Origin of the sequence: Vibrio fluminensis, assembly GCF_015278125.1 — a bacterium.
GTDB classification, from domain to species: Bacteria; Pseudomonadota; Gammaproteobacteria; order Enterobacterales; family Vibrionaceae; genus Vibrio; species Vibrio fluminensis.
Map to the genome: position 1 here is coordinate 1 of NZ_JADILO010000031.1, position 18831 is coordinate 18831.

At 42.6% G+C, this 18831-nt stretch carries 18 protein-coding genes and 2 tRNA genes; 8 read left to right on the forward strand and 12 right to left on the reverse strand.

Going from position 1 to position 18831, the window contains the following annotated elements; all coding sequences use genetic code 11:
• From IRQ95_RS17480 to IRQ95_RS17500, 5 genes are all read left to right on the forward strand, one after another.
• A partial coding sequence (locus IRQ95_RS17480; protein WP_194438299.1) for a type VI secretion system Vgr family protein occupies window positions 1-1969 on the forward strand: 1969 nt, incomplete at its 5' end.
• Window positions 1966-2739, forward strand: coding sequence for a DUF4123 domain-containing protein (locus IRQ95_RS17485; protein WP_194438301.1), 774 nt, complete (start codon window positions 1966-1968; stop codon window positions 2737-2739). The genes IRQ95_RS17480 and IRQ95_RS17485, both read left to right, overlap by 4 nt.
• Window position 2740: 1 nt before the next feature.
• On the forward strand, window positions 2741-4813 hold the full coding sequence (locus IRQ95_RS17490) for a phospholipase effector Tle1 domain-containing protein (protein WP_194438303.1): 2073 nt from the start codon (window positions 2741-2743) through the stop codon (window positions 4811-4813).
• A 22-nt stretch (window positions 4814-4835) separates the two neighbouring features.
• Window positions 4836-5636, forward strand: a complete 801-nt coding sequence (locus IRQ95_RS17495; RefSeq protein WP_194438305.1) for a DUF2931 family protein — start codon at window positions 4836-4838, stop codon at window positions 5634-5636.
• A 91-nt stretch (window positions 5637-5727) separates the two neighbouring features.
• Entirely contained in the window at window positions 5728-6030 is a 303-nt protein-coding gene (locus IRQ95_RS17500) for a type VI secretion system PAAR protein (protein WP_123783924.1), read from the forward strand.
• 118 nt (window positions 6031-6148) lie between these two features.
• Here the strand turns inward: IRQ95_RS17500 and IRQ95_RS17505 are convergent, their stop codons facing one another.
• Window positions 6149-6664, reverse strand: coding sequence for a macro domain-containing protein (locus IRQ95_RS17505; protein WP_194438307.1), 516 nt, complete (start codon window positions 6662-6664; stop codon window positions 6149-6151).
• 311 nt (window positions 6665-6975) lie between these two features.
• Here IRQ95_RS17505 and IRQ95_RS17510 point away from each other — a divergent pair, with 311 nt between their 5' ends.
• Complete coding sequence (locus tag IRQ95_RS17510) at window positions 6976-7428, forward strand: hypothetical protein (protein WP_194438309.1); 453 nt, start codon at window positions 6976-6978, stop codon at window positions 7426-7428.
• A gap of 318 nt (window positions 7429-7746) precedes the next feature.
• Here the strand turns inward: IRQ95_RS17510 and IRQ95_RS17515 are convergent.
• From IRQ95_RS17515 to IRQ95_RS17535, 5 genes are all read right to left on the reverse strand, one after another.
• Window positions 7747-7823: transfer RNA gene (locus IRQ95_RS17515), tRNA-Val, on the reverse strand.
• 40 nt (window positions 7824-7863) lie between these two features.
• Window positions 7864-7940, reverse strand: a tRNA-Val gene (locus tag IRQ95_RS17520).
• Window positions 7941-8162: 222 nt separating this feature from the next.
• Window positions 8163-9254, reverse strand: coding sequence for a glycosyltransferase family protein (locus IRQ95_RS17525; RefSeq protein ID WP_194438311.1), 1092 nt, complete (start codon window positions 9252-9254; stop codon window positions 8163-8165).
• 416 nt (window positions 9255-9670) lie between these two features.
• Window positions 9671-10579: a DUF3080 domain-containing protein gene (locus tag IRQ95_RS17530; RefSeq protein WP_228481486.1), complete on the reverse strand. Its 909-nt coding sequence runs from the start codon at window positions 10577-10579 to the stop codon at window positions 9671-9673.
• Between the two features lie 184 nt (window positions 10580-10763).
• Complete coding sequence (locus IRQ95_RS17535; protein WP_194438316.1) at window positions 10764-12134, reverse strand: MATE family efflux transporter; 1371 nt, start codon at window positions 12132-12134, stop codon at window positions 10764-10766.
• 186 nt (window positions 12135-12320) lie between these two features.
• Here IRQ95_RS17535 and IRQ95_RS17540 point away from each other — a divergent pair, with 186 nt between their 5' ends.
• Window positions 12321-12935, forward strand: coding sequence for a riboflavin synthase subunit alpha (locus IRQ95_RS17540; protein WP_194438318.1), 615 nt, complete (start codon window positions 12321-12323; stop codon window positions 12933-12935).
• A gap of 70 nt (window positions 12936-13005) precedes the next feature.
• On the opposite strand, the gene IRQ95_RS17545 is transcribed toward IRQ95_RS17540, so the two are convergent.
• Together IRQ95_RS17545 and IRQ95_RS17550 are read right to left on the reverse strand one after the other, a co-directional pair.
• Entirely contained in the window at window positions 13006-13209 is a 204-nt protein-coding gene (locus tag IRQ95_RS17545; RefSeq protein ID WP_075647902.1) for a CPXCG motif-containing cysteine-rich protein, read from the reverse strand.
• A 230-nt stretch (window positions 13210-13439) separates the two neighbouring features.
• Window positions 13440-14306, reverse strand: a complete 867-nt coding sequence (locus IRQ95_RS17550; protein WP_194438321.1) for a fructosamine kinase family protein — start codon at window positions 14304-14306, stop codon at window positions 13440-13442.
• Between the two features lie 361 nt (window positions 14307-14667).
• On the opposite strand from IRQ95_RS17550, the gene IRQ95_RS17555 reads away from it, so the two are divergent.
• Window positions 14668-15012, forward strand: coding sequence for a DUF3802 family protein (locus IRQ95_RS17555; RefSeq protein ID WP_194438323.1), 345 nt, complete (start codon window positions 14668-14670; stop codon window positions 15010-15012).
• Between the two features lie 15 nt (window positions 15013-15027).
• On the opposite strand, the gene IRQ95_RS17560 is transcribed toward IRQ95_RS17555, so the two are convergent.
• The 4 genes from IRQ95_RS17560 to IRQ95_RS17575 all read right to left on the reverse strand — a co-directional run bounded on the left by IRQ95_RS17560 (window position 15028) and on the right by IRQ95_RS17575 (window position 18771).
• Window positions 15028-15498 carry an NlpC/P60 family protein gene (locus IRQ95_RS17560; protein WP_194438325.1) on the reverse strand — a complete coding sequence of 157 codons (471 nt, stop codon included), beginning with the start codon at window positions 15496-15498 and terminating at the stop codon, window positions 15028-15030.
• 218 nt (window positions 15499-15716) lie between these two features.
• On the reverse strand, window positions 15717-17102 hold the full coding sequence (locus tag IRQ95_RS17565; protein ID WP_194438327.1) for a TRAP transporter large permease: 1386 nt from the start codon (window positions 17100-17102) through the stop codon (window positions 15717-15719).
• Entirely contained in the window at window positions 17089-17631 is a 543-nt protein-coding gene (locus IRQ95_RS17570) for a TRAP transporter small permease subunit (protein WP_194438330.1), read from the reverse strand. Before IRQ95_RS17570 ends, IRQ95_RS17565 begins: the two co-directional genes overlap by 14 nt.
• Window positions 17632-17697: 66 nt before the next feature.
• On the reverse strand, window positions 17698-18771 hold the full coding sequence (locus IRQ95_RS17575; protein WP_194438332.1) for a TRAP transporter substrate-binding protein: 1074 nt from the start codon (window positions 18769-18771) through the stop codon (window positions 17698-17700).
• Window positions 18772-18831 lie beyond the last annotated feature (60 nt).

The following is an 18831-nucleotide window of genomic DNA, read 5'->3' on the forward strand; positions in this document are numbered from 1 at the left end:
ATCATTATGGGATGGCGCTGAACCCTATTTTGGTTTTCGCTACAAAATCGAGCTTGCGAGTCGACAATCCAGCATTGCGGTGCAGGACGTAGTGGATAAACCCGCTCACCTGATGATGAGTATCGATGGCGAGGCCGTGCAGCATGTCCACGGGATTGTGCGCCAGTTTGCTCAGGGTGAGATTGGCCATCACCATACCTTGTATTCCCTAGTGTTGGTGCCCGCACTTGAACGCCTCTCTTTACGCCAGAATAGCCGTATCTTCCAACTCAAGACTGTGCCAGAAATCATCACCACCTTATTGCAAGAAATGGGGATCGAAGATTTCAGTTTTGCCCTCACGGGAACGCCGGCTTCGCGTGAGTTTTGCGTGCAATACCGAGAGACCGATTTAGAGTTTCTACAGCGGCTGGCGGCAGAAGAAGGGATCAGTTATTACATTGAACAAACCGACTCGAAACACTCGGTGATTTTTGTTGATGACAGCGCATTGATTGCTAAATACGCCCAACCTGTTACACACAATAGCATGGCAAGTGGCGTGATGAATGAGCCGTATATCTCGCACTTTGCGATTACCCACCAAACCGAGCCAAGCCACTTAGAGCTTAAAGATTACAGCTTTAAAAAGCCCAGCTACGGCTTTGCTCAAACTCAAACTGGCAGTGATTTAAGTTTTCAACATAGCCAATACGAACACTACGATTTTCCAGGGCGCTATAAAGACGATGAGAGCGGTAAAGCATTTAGCCAATACAGGCTAGAATACTTAAGGCGCGACTCTCATACCGCACTCGGTAAGAGTAATCATCCAGCTCTACACGCAGGGGTGAAGTTTGATTTGATTGAGAACTTAGAGCTCGCAGCGAACCGAGACTGGCTGGTGGTAGAAGTGAGCCATCAAGGCACTCAGCCGCAAGCGCTCGAAGAAGAGGGTGGCAGCGGCGCAACCACTTACAACAACCAATTTAAAGTGCTCCCCGCCGATAAAACATGGCGTGCAGAGCCACAACCTAAACCACAGGTTGATGGCCCAATGATTGCGATTGTTGTCGGCCCTGAAGGCGAAGAAATCTATTGTGACGAGCATGGACGAGTGAAACTTCATTTTCCTTGGGATCGTTACTCCGCCGGTAATGAGCAAAGCTCTTGTTGGGTGCGCGTGTCACAAGGTTGGGCTGGAGCGCAATACGGCTTTATGGCCGTACCGCGTATTGGGCATGAGGTGATCGTATCATTTCTAAATGGCGACCCTGATCAACCGATCATCACTGGCCGTACCTACCACGCCACCAATACGCCGCCTTATGCTCTACCAGAGCACAAAACGAAAACGGTGCTGCGCAGTGAAACCCACCAAGGCGAAGGATTTAACGAACTGAGCTTTGAAGATCAAGCCAACACAGAGAAAGTCTACCTGCATGCGCAAAAGGACTTTGCGGCCGATATTCTTAATGACCACAGTACCCACATTAAGCGTGACAAGCACTTAATCGTTGAAAACGACCGCTTTACTCAAGTAGACAACAACCAGCACCTAGTGGTGACCGGCGAAAGCCGCGCAAAAGTCGCGAAAGATCAGACGGAAGTAATAGAAGGTAGTGCTCACCAAAAAGTAGGCAAACTGTACGCGCTAAAATCAGGCAACGAAGTCCACATCAAAAGCGGGGCGAAAACGGTGATTGAAGCTGGCAGTGAAATCACCTTGAAAGTTGGCGGTAACTTTGTCCGTATTGACGCCGGAGGCGTTCATTTTGTCGGTTCAGTGATTAATCTTAACTCAGGCGGTAGCGCAGGCAGTGGCAGCGGATTTGGTGGACAAATGGCGGCCTTGCCTTTGGGGGTTGAGTCGCCACCGGCGCCTTTAGTCAACTATTACAAGATTGCACCTAGCGTTTTAGCAAATGCAGAACTCTCGCATGTTCCGGCGGTAAAAGCCTGCCCGTTAAAAGATGAGGGTGAAAAATGAAGAGTTGGTTAGCTCAGCAACAGCACCCTATATATTGGCTGGTATGTGCCAAGGAATATTATACGACAGTGGCGAAGAGTTTTTGTCTAGATGGTGCGCGCCCACTTTTTGACGGGGACGCGTTTTCTGATGTGATGGAGTTGTCACCATGGTTTGTGCCAATTTCTGCAAGCTGTCCTTATAGTGATGAGGAATTGAGTAGGGGATTATTTCTAGTCTCAAAGTACGATAGTGCGGATGTGTTGGCACATTTGCGCAGCCTTTTAATGGCTGGTTTGGAAGGAGAAATGGTTCTATTTCGATACTATGATCTCAAAGTCATTACACCCATGCTCAAGCGAATGAATCAGGACGCTCTTAAAAAATTTCTCGGAAACTTGAGTAGTATTTCATATCAGGAGGGAAACGCCGTAAAGACTATGGTGAATCCGGCTCCGAACCTTTGTGAAATCCCACCTGATCCTTGGTGGGTGATAAAGCCTGAACACCTGGATGATTCGATGAATCTTGAGCAGTTAGCGTGGCATATTGAAAGACGGCTATGGGCAAAAATCCCCATTTTGATGAACGCACTAGATAATCCAACGGAAACGATCAAAAACGCACTGATTTATGCAGATGAGAATAGCTTCAAGGACAGTATCCGAGATTTGTTAGTACTGGCAACCATCGCGCGAAACAACCCGAGTGATGGTGAAGATATATTCAAAGAATTCAGATTATCAAGCACGGAACAACAGCAATTCGAGCGTTTCTTGGGGGAACAGTAGTATGAGTATTATAGGAACAAATAGTAATTGCGCTCCGTGTGAGAAAACCGATCACTGGATTGAGGTTTTAATACGAGATGAGCATAACCAACCGTTTGACAACGTAAAAGGAACATTGATAGACGGGTGCTGCCAAGAATTCTCGATAACGGTTGGTGAGGCGCCTATATTACTGACTGGCTTAGGTGCAGGACGCGTAACCATCAAATTAGATGGTGAACCTTGGACTTCTCAAGCAGAGACAAGAACACCATTTGATGGTGAAGAAGCACCGACTGAAGTGTGGCTAGGGAATAATCCAATTGGATATAACGGCGCGAGGAGAGAACTACATAAATTGACCTATGGCGATTTTCTTGATGAAGAGAAAAATAAATCGCTACCGACACGACATCAGTTAAAACAACTAGGGGAACCAAAACTAGCAACAGATAAAAGTCATGTTGTGGTTATTCAGGGAGCGAGGTTTATAACGCTTCGTTTGGGAATGTTTTTTGATGGGACGGGCAATAATACATACAGCGCATTGTGGGGTAAAAAACAAATTGACGAATACTATCCAAAATGGAAGGCATTGTATGATGCGTCAAAGAATATCTCCGGTATACAGGGAGAGAGCAAAGCTGTAGATTTAATCAATGATTGCTTCGAAATGCCACCTGGTGTCAATGATTGTTCTACCAATGAAATTACCAATATTCAAAAGTTGTATGATTTATATGAGCTAAATGTTTTTGATGAGTCAAGACAAACATTTTATCACTCGCAGTATATTACAGGGATAGGTACTGGTAATAACAAGGAGATAGGAAAGGCTGAAACTAATATTTACCAAGCTCAAGCTAGGGGGGTCGGTAAGTTTGGTGTAGTGGATAAAACAGAAACGGCAATTCATCAATTGAAAAACGACCTTGATAATATGTTGAAAAATATATCTCGCGAAATTGGTTTATTTGATGGTTTTCATAAACTTGAGTTTGACGTGTTTGGCTTTAGTAGAGGTGCTGCCGCCGCTAGGAATTTTGTTAACTCAATTCTTGATGGAGAGCATAATGATTTACTTTCTAGTTTTTTAAAGGAAATTGAGAGTAAGAATATTACATTAGCTTGTAACTTTGATTGTAGTAATAATAGAAACTTAGAAATTACATTTGTGGGCGTGTTTGACACCGTTGCTGCTATGGCGGATTTCGAAGAGTTGGATTTTTCTACTCATGATGATGATCTGAGTGGTGTAAGGCTGTGGTTAGATCCAGAACGAGTAAAGAGAGCAGTCCATATAACCGCAAATGAGAGTACTGAATATAGATATAATTTTAGTTTAAATAAAATCAATGAGGCGCCTCATTTTTTTGAAATAAGTGTCCCCGGTGCGCATTCCGATATCGGAGGAGGGTATTTTTCTTCTATGTCTTTCGAATATGATGATTATAAATTGCCAATATTGGAAAATAAACTTATTCTTAGACATAGTGACAATAAGAAATTACACCCATTTGTCTCTGAGAAAAAATATAGGGAAACAGTATACCAAGATGTTTACTCATCTAAAGAGTTGAAGAATGAAATAGAACATGGATGGTTGAGGGCAGATTATGTTGTTGTGCCTAAGTTCGATAAAAACTCTTTAGTATACGCACCTTTGTATTATAGGACGGCTACAAGTGGTGATTTATCAAGGTTGTATCTAAGGCTCATGTATGGTTTGGCAGTTCATTCAGGTGTTCCTTTGACTGATACTATAGGTAACGGAGTGGTATGGCATGATATTAACCCATATAATAGATATTACTCTGTCCCTTTGAAAATAGAAAGCAAGTTAAGGACTAATAAATACCCTTTTCGATATTTTTGTGATCATATTTTGCGACTTGCATTAGAGGGGGATGAAAATGAATTGGTCGCAGAATTAAGTTCGGATAGACGCATTAAAATATTTTATGAATTGGGATTGATACATCATTCTTCAGATGTTGAATATTTCAGAAAAAATCAAGTGGTTGAGTCCAATAAGCCGAATTTTGTGAATGGAGAATATAAAAGGGCAGTGTGGGAATGCGTTGGATTAGATTAATAAGGCTGAATGAATTTATTCTATGTTTCCAGTGTTGTATTTGGTTGGTTTTAATTTTGTGAAGATGATTATGCGTGGTTATAAGTTTGTATTTTTTTTAATTGTTGTTTCTTTGAGTGGGTGTTTTGATTTCAATAATAAACAAAAAAGTTTCATGGATGATGAAAAATTTAAAGCCTGGAGACTTGGTGTTGCTATATCTCATAACTTCCCGGCGCTTGTTGAGCAGGCTTATGGTGTAAATTATACAGAAGACTGGACTAGTATTATGCTCCCGTATGGTCAATTGTTTAACCCACGGAGATATTCTTTAGAATCAATGAGAAAAAGGTCCTATCCAGACTACTCTGGAAATGAGCTTTTGTTACATCCTATTGTTAACTTAGAGCAGGCTCAGATGGGGCCAAGATATAAAGCTTTACCAGATGAATTATACATTTATTGGCAGGTGGCTAATAGTCGTGTTAATTATGCTACTGTCGTTAAAATTACAGAAGAAATAAAATTAGCAATGACAAGGCCATACGTAGATCAAGATGTTGGTTTCGAAGGTCAGCGGTGTTATCAAACGAGGTTTCTATTTGGGTTACTACCTGATGGCAGAGCTAAATTATGGTTAAGAGGATGTGGTATTTATACTTATATAGGTACATATCAGCCAGCGAAGTCTGTGCCGGAGGATTCTGGTAAAAAGGCAGAAAATAAGCCAGTTCCTTGGGATAAAGTTAACAAAGTTTGGTTCGACAGAAAATACGATAAAATGCAAACTCTCGCGGATGTTATCAAGGAATTAGGGCAAGAAATAAATGCGAGTGATCAATAATACAAACTAGTAAGTGGTTGTATGGATTTACAGCACCTTTCATGAATCAAAATAGCCTCCGAATAGGATAGATTAACAAAGGACTAATTACATGCCATCAGCAGCAAGACTGGGCGATATCGCCTCAGCACACGGATGTTTTCCACCCACACCTATCATTGCCGGTAGCGGAAATGTGTTCATTAATGGTAAGCCAGCAGCAAGACTAGGTGATGCAGCTGCGCCACACGGTTGCCCTTGCCCAAAAACACCACATGGTTTTCACGGACGTGCAATAGCCGCAGGTTCAGGAACCGTGTTCATTAACGGCATTCCAGCTGCGAGAGTAGGCGACGCCATCGGTTGTGGCGGAGTCGTAGCCACCGGTTCTGGGGATGTGAATATTGGGGGTTAACGAATTAATGACATTAGTTAACTTGCTAAAGTGCATGTTAGCGGAAGATAAGTTGCATGAACTACAAGCACATCAGGGTTTATGAATAGGTGATCAACCCTGATGTGTTGGTAAGATTTTATTTTTGTTTTGCCAACTCATTTTGCCAAATTGACAACATATCTTCACCCAAAAGGTAGAACGTCATCTCTAGGTTTTTATACTCTTTTCTTTGACAAATATTAATGGCGATCTCTGCGGCTTCATGAGGGGGATAACCATAGATTCCGCAAGATATTGCAGGTAACGCGATTTTTGCGCATCCATACTGTAAAGCAAGATTCAGGGCCTGCTGATAAGTGGATTCCAAAACCACTTTGGGATCAGAAAACTTCGCATAAATTGGACCAACAGCGTGGATCACATAGCGAGCATTAAGGTTTCCAGCCGGCGTTATTTTTGCGTCACCGTATCCACAGCGTTTGCCATTCACTTCGTTGATAGCAGAACAAGCCTGTAGAAGTTCACTTCCAGCAGCGCGATGAATTGCGCCATCAACACCACCGCCTCCGAGCAGTTTAGGATTAGCGGCATTAACTATGGCATCGACGTTAGCAGTGGTGATGTCCTGATTGACTACATAGATATTCGACATAATAAACATTTGATTGTGGTTTTTAATGAGTTTAATCGATTAGAACCACACGAAAACAGTTAGAAACTTAAAATACGATTGTCATTTCATGCTTTAGGTTTTGTAAGTTAGTTCCTTTGAGTTGCATTTTAGGCTTCTAACTAACTGAAATAATGGGGTTTATATTAATGTTTGTAGATATAATTCGATTACAAAGCGTAACCTGACGTAATATCCGCGCCCCTTGAGGCCTTTTGGCAAACAAATTCTTTCACAGTTTTTAGGTTTCTCTAAAGATCAGGAGAACCTAAAATCTATTACCGGAACTAATAATGAAAAAATCAATTGTTGCGCTATCTTTGACGTCGATGCTATCTGTTTCTGGATGCTCTATTGTAAACTCTGCGGCTGATGATGATTTGGTAGTAACATGTGATGCTCCAAATCCGGTTATTACCGTTGATGGGCAACGTTACCGCCAAGAGTCGGTTAGCGTCTCTGTTGACAAAGGGGATAAAGTAGCAGTTTCTTGTCGTGCCGATGGTTACTATACCGCGCACAAAAATGTCGACACGCAACTTAGTGCCACAGGTGCACTCGATGCAGTAGGTGGATTTTTCTTCTTGTTCCCATGGTTAGGATTACTTGCTGATGGTGCTTGGACCTTGGAAGATGATGAGGTATTCATGAGCTTAGAGCAGCGAGTACAGTCACAACAATATGCGCAGCCATTACAACAACCCCAAGCAACGTCGATCATCATCAACAATCACGGTACTAATTAGTAATATACAGAGAAGGCACCCTTAAGGTGCCTTCTCTGTTTTCGTGAATACATTTAGCTTGTTAGGAAATGATCTCGGTGTAATGCTGTTGGTTACATAATTACTTCTTTCAAAGCAACGGGCGTATGCCATTTATCTACAATTGATTGGAGCGGTTCGTTTATCTGTCAGGCGAGAATAATTATAGGTGTGAGCTAATATCAATTGAATTATGTGCTTGGTCGCGATTTAGAAGGAAGATAGATTGCGGTTTATATTCGCGCAGAAACAACAAAGCCCGCTTTCGCGGGCTTTGTTGTTTGTTCAGAAGAACTAATTTGGTGGGTCTAGGCGAACTCGAATCGCCGACCCCTACCATGTCAAGGTAGTACTCTAACCAACTGAGCTATAGACCCAAATTTTTGTTCTCGATAAATCTAGCCAAGCTAGAAGGGATGGTGGGTCCGACCAGATTCGAACTGGTGACCCCTACCATGTCAAGGTAGTACTCTAACCAACTGAGCTACGGACCCATACCTTGAGAACGAGATGGATATTACCCAGAGTTTAGATAGGGTGCAAGGATAAATTCTTGGTTTTTTAACTGTTTGCCGCTCAAATGAACGGTTTGCTTGAATTTTATTCTATATGAGTTTTGAAACGTGCTTGATGTCGCATTTTATGCTGCTCAAAATAACCGCAAGCATTTCACTAAATTGCATTTTGACAAAAACGGCGTTACCGACCCATGGGCGCTATTTGGGAATCACTTGTAAAATGTTATCTACATATCGGCTACGCACTTGCCAGCTGTCACTAAAAACAATATCTGCTGAGCATTTTGGCTCGTAAGCGGCATGAACCAGTGCTTCACTCATTTCTCGCGCATTTTCTACAATGTTGACGTATTTAGAAAAACGTCCTGCAACATTGTGGTCTGTTGCAATAATGGGTGCACCTACGGCGAGGTACTCTAGTAAGGTCGCGTGCTTGGCTGCCGAGTAGTGTTTACTCGGAAGTGTGGGCAATATACTTGCCTGCCAATGCTGGCTATAGCGGGGTAGGGTTTGGTGATTTTTGGGGCCAAGATAATACACATTGTCTAACTTTGGCAAAGGGTAGAACGGTAGACTGTTGTAACCGAGCACCACAAAGTTCCAGTGAGGTAAGTGAAGTGCAACTATCATCAACAATTGATAGTCCACGCTGTTATCTAAATTGCCGTAGAACCCCGCTGTAGGCCTGCCATTATTGGGAAAGTCGCTAGCTCTATCTGCGGGGCGACAAAAGAGTTTGAGGTCTACGCCTTGTTGTAACAGATACGTTTTGTTGGCTGGAAATCGAGAGCAAATATCATCACTCGTTCCGAAAATAACATCACTATGGTTAATCAGATATTGCTCTTGCTTTTCTGCAACGGGGTCGCTGCTCGGATGCTCTTTGTCACATAGATAGATGAGGGAAGAACTTTGCAGGTGCTCACAAATGTCAGCGGCTATAAACTCAGATGTCCATATAGTTGGATTGGTAATTTTTTTTGAGTCCAAGATAGGGCGCAGAGTGTCAAGAACTCGGTTCACTGTGGTATGTCGGTTGAGGTCAGTAAAATGCGAAGGGACGTGAGTTATCTCGATGCAGATATGCTGCGTGTGTCGGTTATGTGCTAGTCGATTCACAACATTTAAATGTTTGGTATCGGTCAAGCATGAAGACGACTGAATCTCTGAATCTATGTAGTCCAGGCACACCCAAATTACTTGGTTTATGCTCTTTAGGCTTTCTACTATTTGAAGAAGATTATGGGATATATCTCTTTTACTATCAATGAACAGAACTAAGTCACGCATCTATAGTCCTCCAATAATCACAGCCAAAGGCGACACACTGCATGCAGTAGAGAACAGAGAGTTATTTTGAATAACTTTACGTCGGATACGTTTGCTTCTATTGATCATTGGAGCTGGTAACACGTTCCCGTAGCCGTACAATAGCTCGATTCTGAGTGTATTTTTACTTGTTTGGTTACGATGAGTGATAAGTTGCGCTGCTTGTGCTGACATACTCCCTCCTTCATATGTCTACTGGGCCTAATTTGGAAATAGCACCTCATAACACTATCTATTTCATTTTCTATGCCATTTAAAAATAGCTAATAATTTCAATGTAATGAGTTTAATTTATGCAACACTATTATTATTGATAAAGCTGTTTCTCGTTTTGAGAATCAAATTGGAGGCTTTATTTACTAAATTGCGTCTTGAATTTAACGACTGACTGTCTTGCCACATCGCTGAAACAGATTTTGCCAGTAACTGATATGTGTCAACGTTGCTTGACGAAACTCCTTGTGTACGGCTCTAATCGGATAAGAGTAGGCCGGATGGGCATTTTCTAACAAGGTGATATACGGCTGAAGGTTAAAGTAGTGAGCGTCAATACGAGCCAGATAAGGTTGAATCTGTTCAATATAGACGTGGTTGAACACATTGTTAAGATAGCGGAAGCGGGTCGTATCACGTCCCGGTTGGCAAATAACTTTGTCATCATACTGTTTTAGTTGCTCAGTAATTATGTCCAACTTTTCTATGGTATTGACCATTGAAAACCAAAGTTCTCCCAACAAATTGTTTTTTTCGAGTACTTCCTGATAAGAGGCTAAATTCAATCCATCGATGATAGTTTCGCGCTCATAAGCGATTTTCAGGGTATGGAGGCTTCGTAATAGCTCGCTATTAGTGACTTGGTTGTCTATCTCTAACCAACGATTACTGGTGAGTTGAGCGCGCATCGCTTCACTGGTAAAGAGCAAGTTGCCAAAATAGAGTGGTAACTGAGTTTGCTTTGTCGCGTAGATTGTCGCTAATGTCTCTTTTAATTCCGCGGATATTTGATCATTGGCGATACATTGCTGTAGTCCTGAAGACAAGTCGAGTTGGAAGTCAAATTCACGAAATTGGTCCTGCACTTTACCAAGCACCGAGTTTCGCTCCGCGATGATGTTGAACAAACCACATTTTCTTAATTCATAACTATCGAGCAGACCGATGGTTACGGGCTCTATTGTTAGAGTGAGTGAACTTTTATCGGGCAATTGAGAGATCTGATTACCTGGAAGGCTAAAAGGTTCTTCATCCTGAACATTTGCGATTCGTTCAATGTAGTCTTCAAACATGTTATCAACCGGATGTTGGTTGAAGTCGCATCCACTGAGAGCCCCAAATAACAGCAATAAGTAATATCTCATATCCAACTAGGTTTAAATTGACCATCCTCTTGAAAGTTATAAACAAGTATACGCAACAGGTACAAAAAAGGTCAGCAGTGCTGACCTTTTAAGAGTTTTCTCTAAGATAAAACTATCGCTCTAGTGAACTCAACTGAAACTCAGCTGGTTGTTTATGCATCCAGCTTAAACGAGTGCACAGCATGATTGCGGCAGCGGTTAATCCAGTTAAGAAACCATACCAAAAGCCGTGCACGCCTAGTGGTTCAACAATCCAATCAGTCATCCCTAAGATATAGCCACTTGGCAAACCAATGATCCAATAAGCAATGAATGTACGTTTAAAGATTGCAGCCATATCTTTATAGCCACGTAGTGCAGCTGCCCCAACGACTTGCAGTGCGTCAGTACATTGGTAAATTGCCGCAAGTAGTAGCAGTTGTAATGCGATGTTGATTACTTCGGTATTGTCGGTGTATAGCTCAGCAATATGCTGACGCATCACAATGGTAAACACTGCGGTAATAAGCGCCATGCCAAGTGCTACAAAAAGTCCCACGCGAGAGGCGACACGTGCTTTATCAATATCATGCTCACCCAAGCGATAGCCAACGCGAATACTGGTTGCGACCCCAATACTCATTGGTAACATAAATACCAATGATGAGAAGTTAATTGCAATCTGGTGTGCGGCAACAATCATAGGGCCAAGAGGTGCGATCAGGAGCGCCACTACTGCAAACAGAGTTACTTCAAAAAACAGAGCAGCCGCAACAGGGAAACCAAGCTTAAACAAGCGAATCTGTGCTTTCAACTCTGGTTTATGGAAGGTAGCAAATAACTTTACGTAAGCAACCCGTTTTGCGGTGAGCACATAGAGCAGCATCATACTGAACATTAGCCAATAGACGATAGCCGTTGCCACGCCACAGCCAACGCCACCTAATGCAGGTGCGCCAAACTTACCGTATACAAAAATCCAGTTGAGCGGGATGTTACATAGCAGACCGATAAAACCGATAAACATGGCAGGTTTAGTCAATGATAAACCATCGGTAAAACAGCGGAGAGCTTGGAACAGTAAATATGCAGGCACAGCAAACATAACGGCGTTCATATAGCCGATGGTTTTATTACCCATGGTTGGCTCAACATCCATCATTTGTAGGATGTACTGAGTTTGGAAAAATACCCCAATAATTGGTATTGAGATTAACAAAGCCATGCAAATGCCTTGTTGCACCTCATAAGGAATACTTTGGTACTTGCCAGAGCCATTTAGCTGAGCAACAACAGGAACAAGCGCCATTAACAAGCCAACACCAAAAAGAATAGATGGCAGCCAAATGCTTGATGCGATAGAAACCGCTGCCATATCGGTTGCGCTTACGCCACCCGCCATAACAGTATCAACAAAACTCATGCCCGTTTGCGCGACGGAAGCGATCAACACGGGGGTCGCCAACTTAATTAAAGTATTGGCTTCTTGTTTGTAACGATGCACGAAAAGGAACTCCAAAAAGGGAAAAGTACAACTATTTCTTTCATCAGTAGGAGCGAAAGACAGCGCATTATACAGAAACTATTCGAATCGTCTGTTATTTTGAGCTAGTTTAGGCGTAGTTCAGTATATATACCCAACTAGCTTGAGTTGCTTGGGTATAACTAGAAATAGACAAGAGGAGAAGCCATGTTTACTGGGATTGTTGCTGGAATGGCAAAAGTCGTATCGATTGAGAAAAAGCAGAATTTCCAAACTCATGTGGTCGAACTTGAAGGCACGCTTGGTGAGAATTTGGCTATTGGTGCTTCGGTTGCCCACAATGGTTGTTGCTTAACCGTGACGAAAATCGAAAGCAATAAAGTCAGCTTCGATCTAATGCAAGAGACGCTTCGTTTAACTAACTTGGGTCGCCTAGTGGAAGGTGATTTTGTCAATATCGAGCGAGCTGCGAAGTTTGGTGACGAAATCGGAGGACACAATATGTCTGGGCATATTGCTCTGATGGCCAAAGTGCACCAAGTGATTGCGACAGAAAATAACCGTACCATTTGGTTTGAACTACCAGAAGAAGCGATGAAGTATGTGTTAGCTAAAGGCTACATTGGTTTAGATGGCTGTTCGCTAACGATAGGTGAGGTTAAAGACAACCGTTTCAATGTACATTTAATACCAGAGACACTGCAACGAACTCTATTTGGTGAGCGAAAGGCGGGTGATCTTATTAACGTTGAGTTTGATCCACAAACTCAGGCAATCGTTGATACCGTTGAGCGAGTTCTAGCCGCAAAAAACCTTGCATAGTTAGAGCACTAACTTGCAATACAGTACCAATAAAAAGAGCGTTCTTACGCTCTTTTACTTTAAGAACAAACTAAAAAATTTGTTCGTCATCCGCATCGATTGTTAACTCGATGGTGTCCATCTGCTCGTTAACCACCATATTGAAATGTATGGCGTTACAGCAAGCGGGGCAATCATCATAAAAATTTTGATCACCATTAGATGCGTCGAGGGTAATGCCGATGGAGTGCCCACAATGAGGGCAAGAAACCATTTTATCCTTAAAATTACGCATAGACTTTTACCTCGTTTACTACTGTGTGCGACAACCGCAATATAACGTCACTCAAGTAAATATTAGGGGTATAAGTTACTAATGGTTGTAAATTAAGTACAAAGTTTGATTAAAAACCAAATTTCAATTAAACAAAGCGCAACAAAGACAAAAATCAATGTCTGCCATCTCATTATCACGCGAATTCTTACCGTTTTCCTTTCAAATCATGCGGCTACTGTAAGAAATTATTAGTAAGCTTGGATTCTTTCTATTAACTGTTGGGCTTCATCCAAATAGTGGCCGCCAAACAGATTATAGTGATTTAATATGTGGTATAGGTTGTATATGTGTTTGCGATCGCTATAGCCTAAATCTAATGGTGCGATACTTTCATAACCTTGGTAGAACTCTGGTTGAAAACCGCCAAAAAGTTCGGTCATTGCAATATCACATTCTCGATCGCCCCAATAGCAAGATGGGTCGTAACAAATAGGTCCAAACGCCGTATTAGCGACGTTACCATGCCATAAATCACCATGCAGTAGCGAAGGGCGTGGTTGATGGGAAGTCAGTAAATCTTGAACCAAATGGATAAAGTCTGTGATATCCACCAGCGTTACGCCTTTCTCTTTGATCAGTTGCAACTGCCAGCCAATTCTTTGTTCAGCAAAGAATCGTGCCCATTTTCTATCCCAATGGTTAGGTTGAATGGTATTGCCAATGAAATTATCCTGATCAAAACCAAACTCCTTTTGCTCTCCCCATTGATGCAACTCTGCTAATTGACGCCCGAAAGTATAACTTGCGTCACTGCTTTCGAGTGGCTTGGTTGATAGATAGTTGAGGATCAAAAATGAATTGTGCTTTGAGTGTCCAATGTCCACCAGTTCTGGAACGTATATTGTGCGTGTTGCACGTAACGTGCGAATGTTGTCTGATTCAATCTCAAAGTTGGGCAAAAAGTCTCGGCTGTTTATTTTGACAAAATAGCGTTGCTCACCGTCGCTAATCATGTAGCTTTCGCTAATGTCACCACCAGTGAGTTTGACTTTTTCTTTTATCACGAAAGAGAACATGAGTGTCTCTGACAATTGCTCTGATATCGCTTGCCACATAAACCAACTCCTCGCTTTGCCCATCGCTTGTTTCATTGTAGGAGATAGAACGGTTTAATTCCGACTCATACAGCAAAGAATTCAATCATTTGACCGGGCTTGTTGGCTAAAATGCTAATTTTGTGACGCTAATCGTTGCTGGGTTGTAGCGTATGGGTTGGTAAAACGATGGGTAAAGCATTCCCAACCAATCATTTTCACGCTAGGTAAATCAATTCTTAGATGGAGATCTGAACGTTTGTTAATTAAATTGTCGACTAGACGACAATAATCATGACTTTAGCGTGTAACTATTGTTATTCGTTACTTAGATACTTTAGTATAGCGATTGCTAATAACACATTTGATTTTTGGAGAGAAAATGGTTGTTGAGACAGAGGGATACTTGGCTCTAATCGAGTATCTAGCATCCAATCTCGATGTTTTTTCTAATGAAGACGGCGATACAGGTGACGAGAGTATCGAAGATGTCGTGACCGATATGGTTGCATCAAACATCATGGCGATATTTGAACAAAATCCTGAAATGCATTCTAGCGTCCGTTTTAAGTTACTCAAAGAAGCGGATTCTGTCGTTGCGGATTTAGGCGAAGTACTGGCCGGAGTATGGGGGCGACATGCCACCAATGAACAAATTGCATTTCTTGATGAATATGTAGCGCTGGTTAAGAATTTATTTGATACCGCAGTGGCTAAATACGATTAGTTCATTTCGAATCTACTAAAGGCGAGTATCAACTCGCCTAATTTGCCAAAATACGCCCGCCCAATATGGATTGTCGACTCTAGAGATGATCACGCCTTTTGAGGTAGAAGCATGCATAAACTGCTTGTTGCCCAAGTAAACGCCAACGTGTCTTGTTGTACGGGATGTTTTAAAGAAAAACAGATCGCCGACAATCGCATCTTTATAATCGACTTCATAACCTATTTTAGATTGTAGCGCCGTAGTTCTAGGCAAGTTCAACATCGCAGCCTCTTGATAAGCGAGTTGGACTAGTGCTGAACAATCAATACCATTTAATGAAGTGCCGCCTAACCGGTACGGAACGCCTTGCCAAGTATGGTAAAACCCCAAAAATGCGCTGCGTTGATTCTGCTCTACCTTAGAGAGAGGTTTAGCGTAGTTGCTATCAGTGACGGAGGGTGAACTGCTGCATGCACTCAGTCCAAGCATCAATACTATAGGCATCACGCTTTTACAGCAAAATGCGACAACTTCCTTATGATTCATATCTTTGTTAGGCGCGGATTGTTTTATTCAAAGACTATGCAACTTAGAAACGCTGTGCAAGTAATACCTTTTAGGTTTTCAACATGAGACAAGTAAAACTGACGCTTGGTAGCAAGGAGCATAGAAGACTTAAGATCTTCTATGCTCGTGGTAGAACATGATTTGTTGTGGGGGATTTAGCCGTAGGCGACGCTCGGGAACCAAAGAACTAACTGTGGCCACATTACCAGTGCAACGAGAGCAACTAATTGAATGATAATAAATGGAATGACACCGCGATAAATATCCTTTAGCGCGACGCCGTCCGGGCAAACACCTTTGAGATAAAACAGCGCAAAGCCCACCGGAGGAGTTAAGAAGCTAGTTTGTAACGCCATCGCAACTAGCATGACAAACCAAACTAGGCTTGGGTTATCCACCACGCCGTGACCATCTAACTCAATTCCAAGACTCGCGATTACTGGTGCCAATAGAGGCAATGCAATTAGCGTGATCTCAATCCAATCAAGGAAGAAACCAAGTAAAAAGACGATCAGCAAAATAAACGCAATGATGCCGTAAGGGCCAAACGGTAAACCACTTAAGAATGACTCAATCAGTTCATCACCACCGAGTTCGCGAAGTACCAAGGCAAAACACGAAGCCCCCAAGAAAATCATAAAGATGTAGGCAGTGGTACCGTAGGATGAAACTAACACCTCTTTTAGTACTTTGAGACTCAGCTTGCGGTTATAAGCGGCCAGCAAGGTCGCACCTAAAGCACCAATTCCTGATGCTTCCGTTGGTGTAGCAACTCCGGCAAAAATTGAGCCTAACACGCAGAAGATTAAAATTACGGTTGGTGTGATGTCTTTGAATACTTGTAGGATTAGGCTCCAATCGACAGGTTCAACATTCTCTGGCACTGGCGCTTTATCTGGGTTCATTTTTCCCACGACCAAGATATAGCCAATGTACAAGCTACCGAGCAGCAAACCAGGCATGATAGCACCCATAAATAAGTCACCCACCGAGAGGCCAAGTTGATCGGCCATGATCACCAGCATAATAGATGGCGGCAGCAGAATACCTAAAGTACCGGCGGATGCGACCGTACCAAGCGCAAGTGGTAAGTGGTAGCCTTGACGCATCATGCTAGGGAGCGACATTACCGTCAGTAGAACGACAGAGGCTCCAATGATCCCCGTTGAGGCTGCGAGAATAATCCCAATTGCCATTACCGTGATTGCTAGGCCACCATGTACTTTGCCAAACAACGCTTGCATTGAAGACATCAGCTTTTCAGCAATGCCGGACTTATCCAACATATTGCCCATAAATATAAACATTGGTAGGGCGACTAAGATCCAGTTATCCATGATCTTAAAAATGCGGTTTACTACTAAGCCAAGACTGGTGTAATCCAGACCAGTAAAGGTATCAAGATAGAGATCTGCATAGTAGCCAACTGCGGCAAATACGACGCCGATGCCTCCGAGCACATAAGCTACGGGAATTCCTGTAAACAGCAACACGATGAAAGAGCCAAACATGGCGATAACGATCCACTCATTTGGTTCCATGTTGTGCTCCTTTTGTGATGGTATGAATGTTCTTAAGTAGCGTCGCCAGCATGGCAAACAGCAGCATGGTAAAACTTAAAGGAATGACACTTTTAATTAACCAGCGATAGGGTAAACCAGAAGGAGAGGCAGAACTCTCATTAACCCGCCATGATTCATAAGCAAAATCATAAGAATGAAGAATAACCACAATCACAAAAGGCATGGCTAAAAACACTAAGCCAAATGAATCAACAATGGCTTTTTTACGTGCGCTAAATTTGTGAAATAGAATGTCGACACGAACGTGTAAATTGGATACTTGTGCATACGCAGTTCCGAACATAACGGCGGTAGCGTAGAGGTGCCATTGCAACTCTTCTAAGGCTATTTGTCCATTGGAGAACACTTTACGAAGTACAACTTGAATAATGATAACTGCGACTAGAGCAAGATTAGTCCACGCTAAGACTTTACTTGCAGATTCAATAATCTTTTCTATGTGCAGATAGAATGGTGACGTAGGGGTTGAATATAACACCTTACTCATTGGCAACTCCTTACTATTCATGGTCAATGCCTACACAACGACATTGACCATTTCACTTAAAAGGGATTATTGATTTTGAGTTGCACGAGGTAAGAAAGCATTGGCTTCCCAAAGTGCATAACCGTTACGGAATTCAGTCAGATCACTCCAAACTTTGTCAAAGAATGGGTCGGCTTTTTTCTTCTCATCAACTACTTCCATCCAAGTGTTCTCAAATAGAGTTAGCATTTCATCGTTCCAGTAACGAATTTCTACGCCATTTTCTTTTGCTTTCTCCATTGCTGCATACTGCATTGCTTCACCTTCAGCGATAGAGTAGGTCATGGTCGCCATACAGGTAGTAGAGACAGCAGATTGTTGAGCTTCGCTCATTTGCCCCCAAGTGTCCTTGTTGATTAGAAGTTCAAATACGGTTGATTGTTGGTGCCAACCAGGGAAGTAGTTGTACTTGGCCACTTTGTGGAAACCAAGGCGCTCATCAATCGCTGGTTGGGAGAACTCAGATGCATCGATGGCCCCTTTTTCTAGCGCGCCAAAAATTTCACCACCAGGCAGTTGAACAGTACCCACACCCAGTTTTTCCATTACCGACGCGCCAAGTCCGAAGAAACGCATGTTCAGACCTTCTAGATCCTCGGGTTTTTCAATGGGTTTACGGAACCATCCGGAAGTTTCAGGTGAGATAATCGCACATGGAATCACTTTGACGTTGTAGCCGCCTTGATCGTACATCTCTTGATAAAGCTTTAAGCCATTGCCAAAGAATAGCCAAGCCATGTATTCGCCCGCTTCAGGACCAAATGGTACCGCTGAAAATAGCGCTGAAGCCGGTAATTTGCCTTGCCAATAACCCGCAGTCGCGTAACCAGAGTTAACTTTACCCGTAGATACGGCATCTAAGATCTCTGCAGGGTTTACTAGCTTGCCCGGCTCATAGATCTTCATTTTGATCGTACCGCCAGAGGTTTGTGTAATGTGGTCAGCGTACCATTGAATTGGTGTGCCAAGCGCTGGAAGGTGGCTACCAAATGCAATCGGCGTTTTGAGCAGAATCTTCTTATCCGCCGCTTGGGCAGTAAATGTGATACAAGTTGTAGCGAGTGCGAGAGTAGAAGCAAGGGCGACTTTGTTCAGTTTCATTGGATATCTCCTTATCAGGCTGGTCCTTTTGAATGTCAATAAATGTGAACGTCGCGAAGT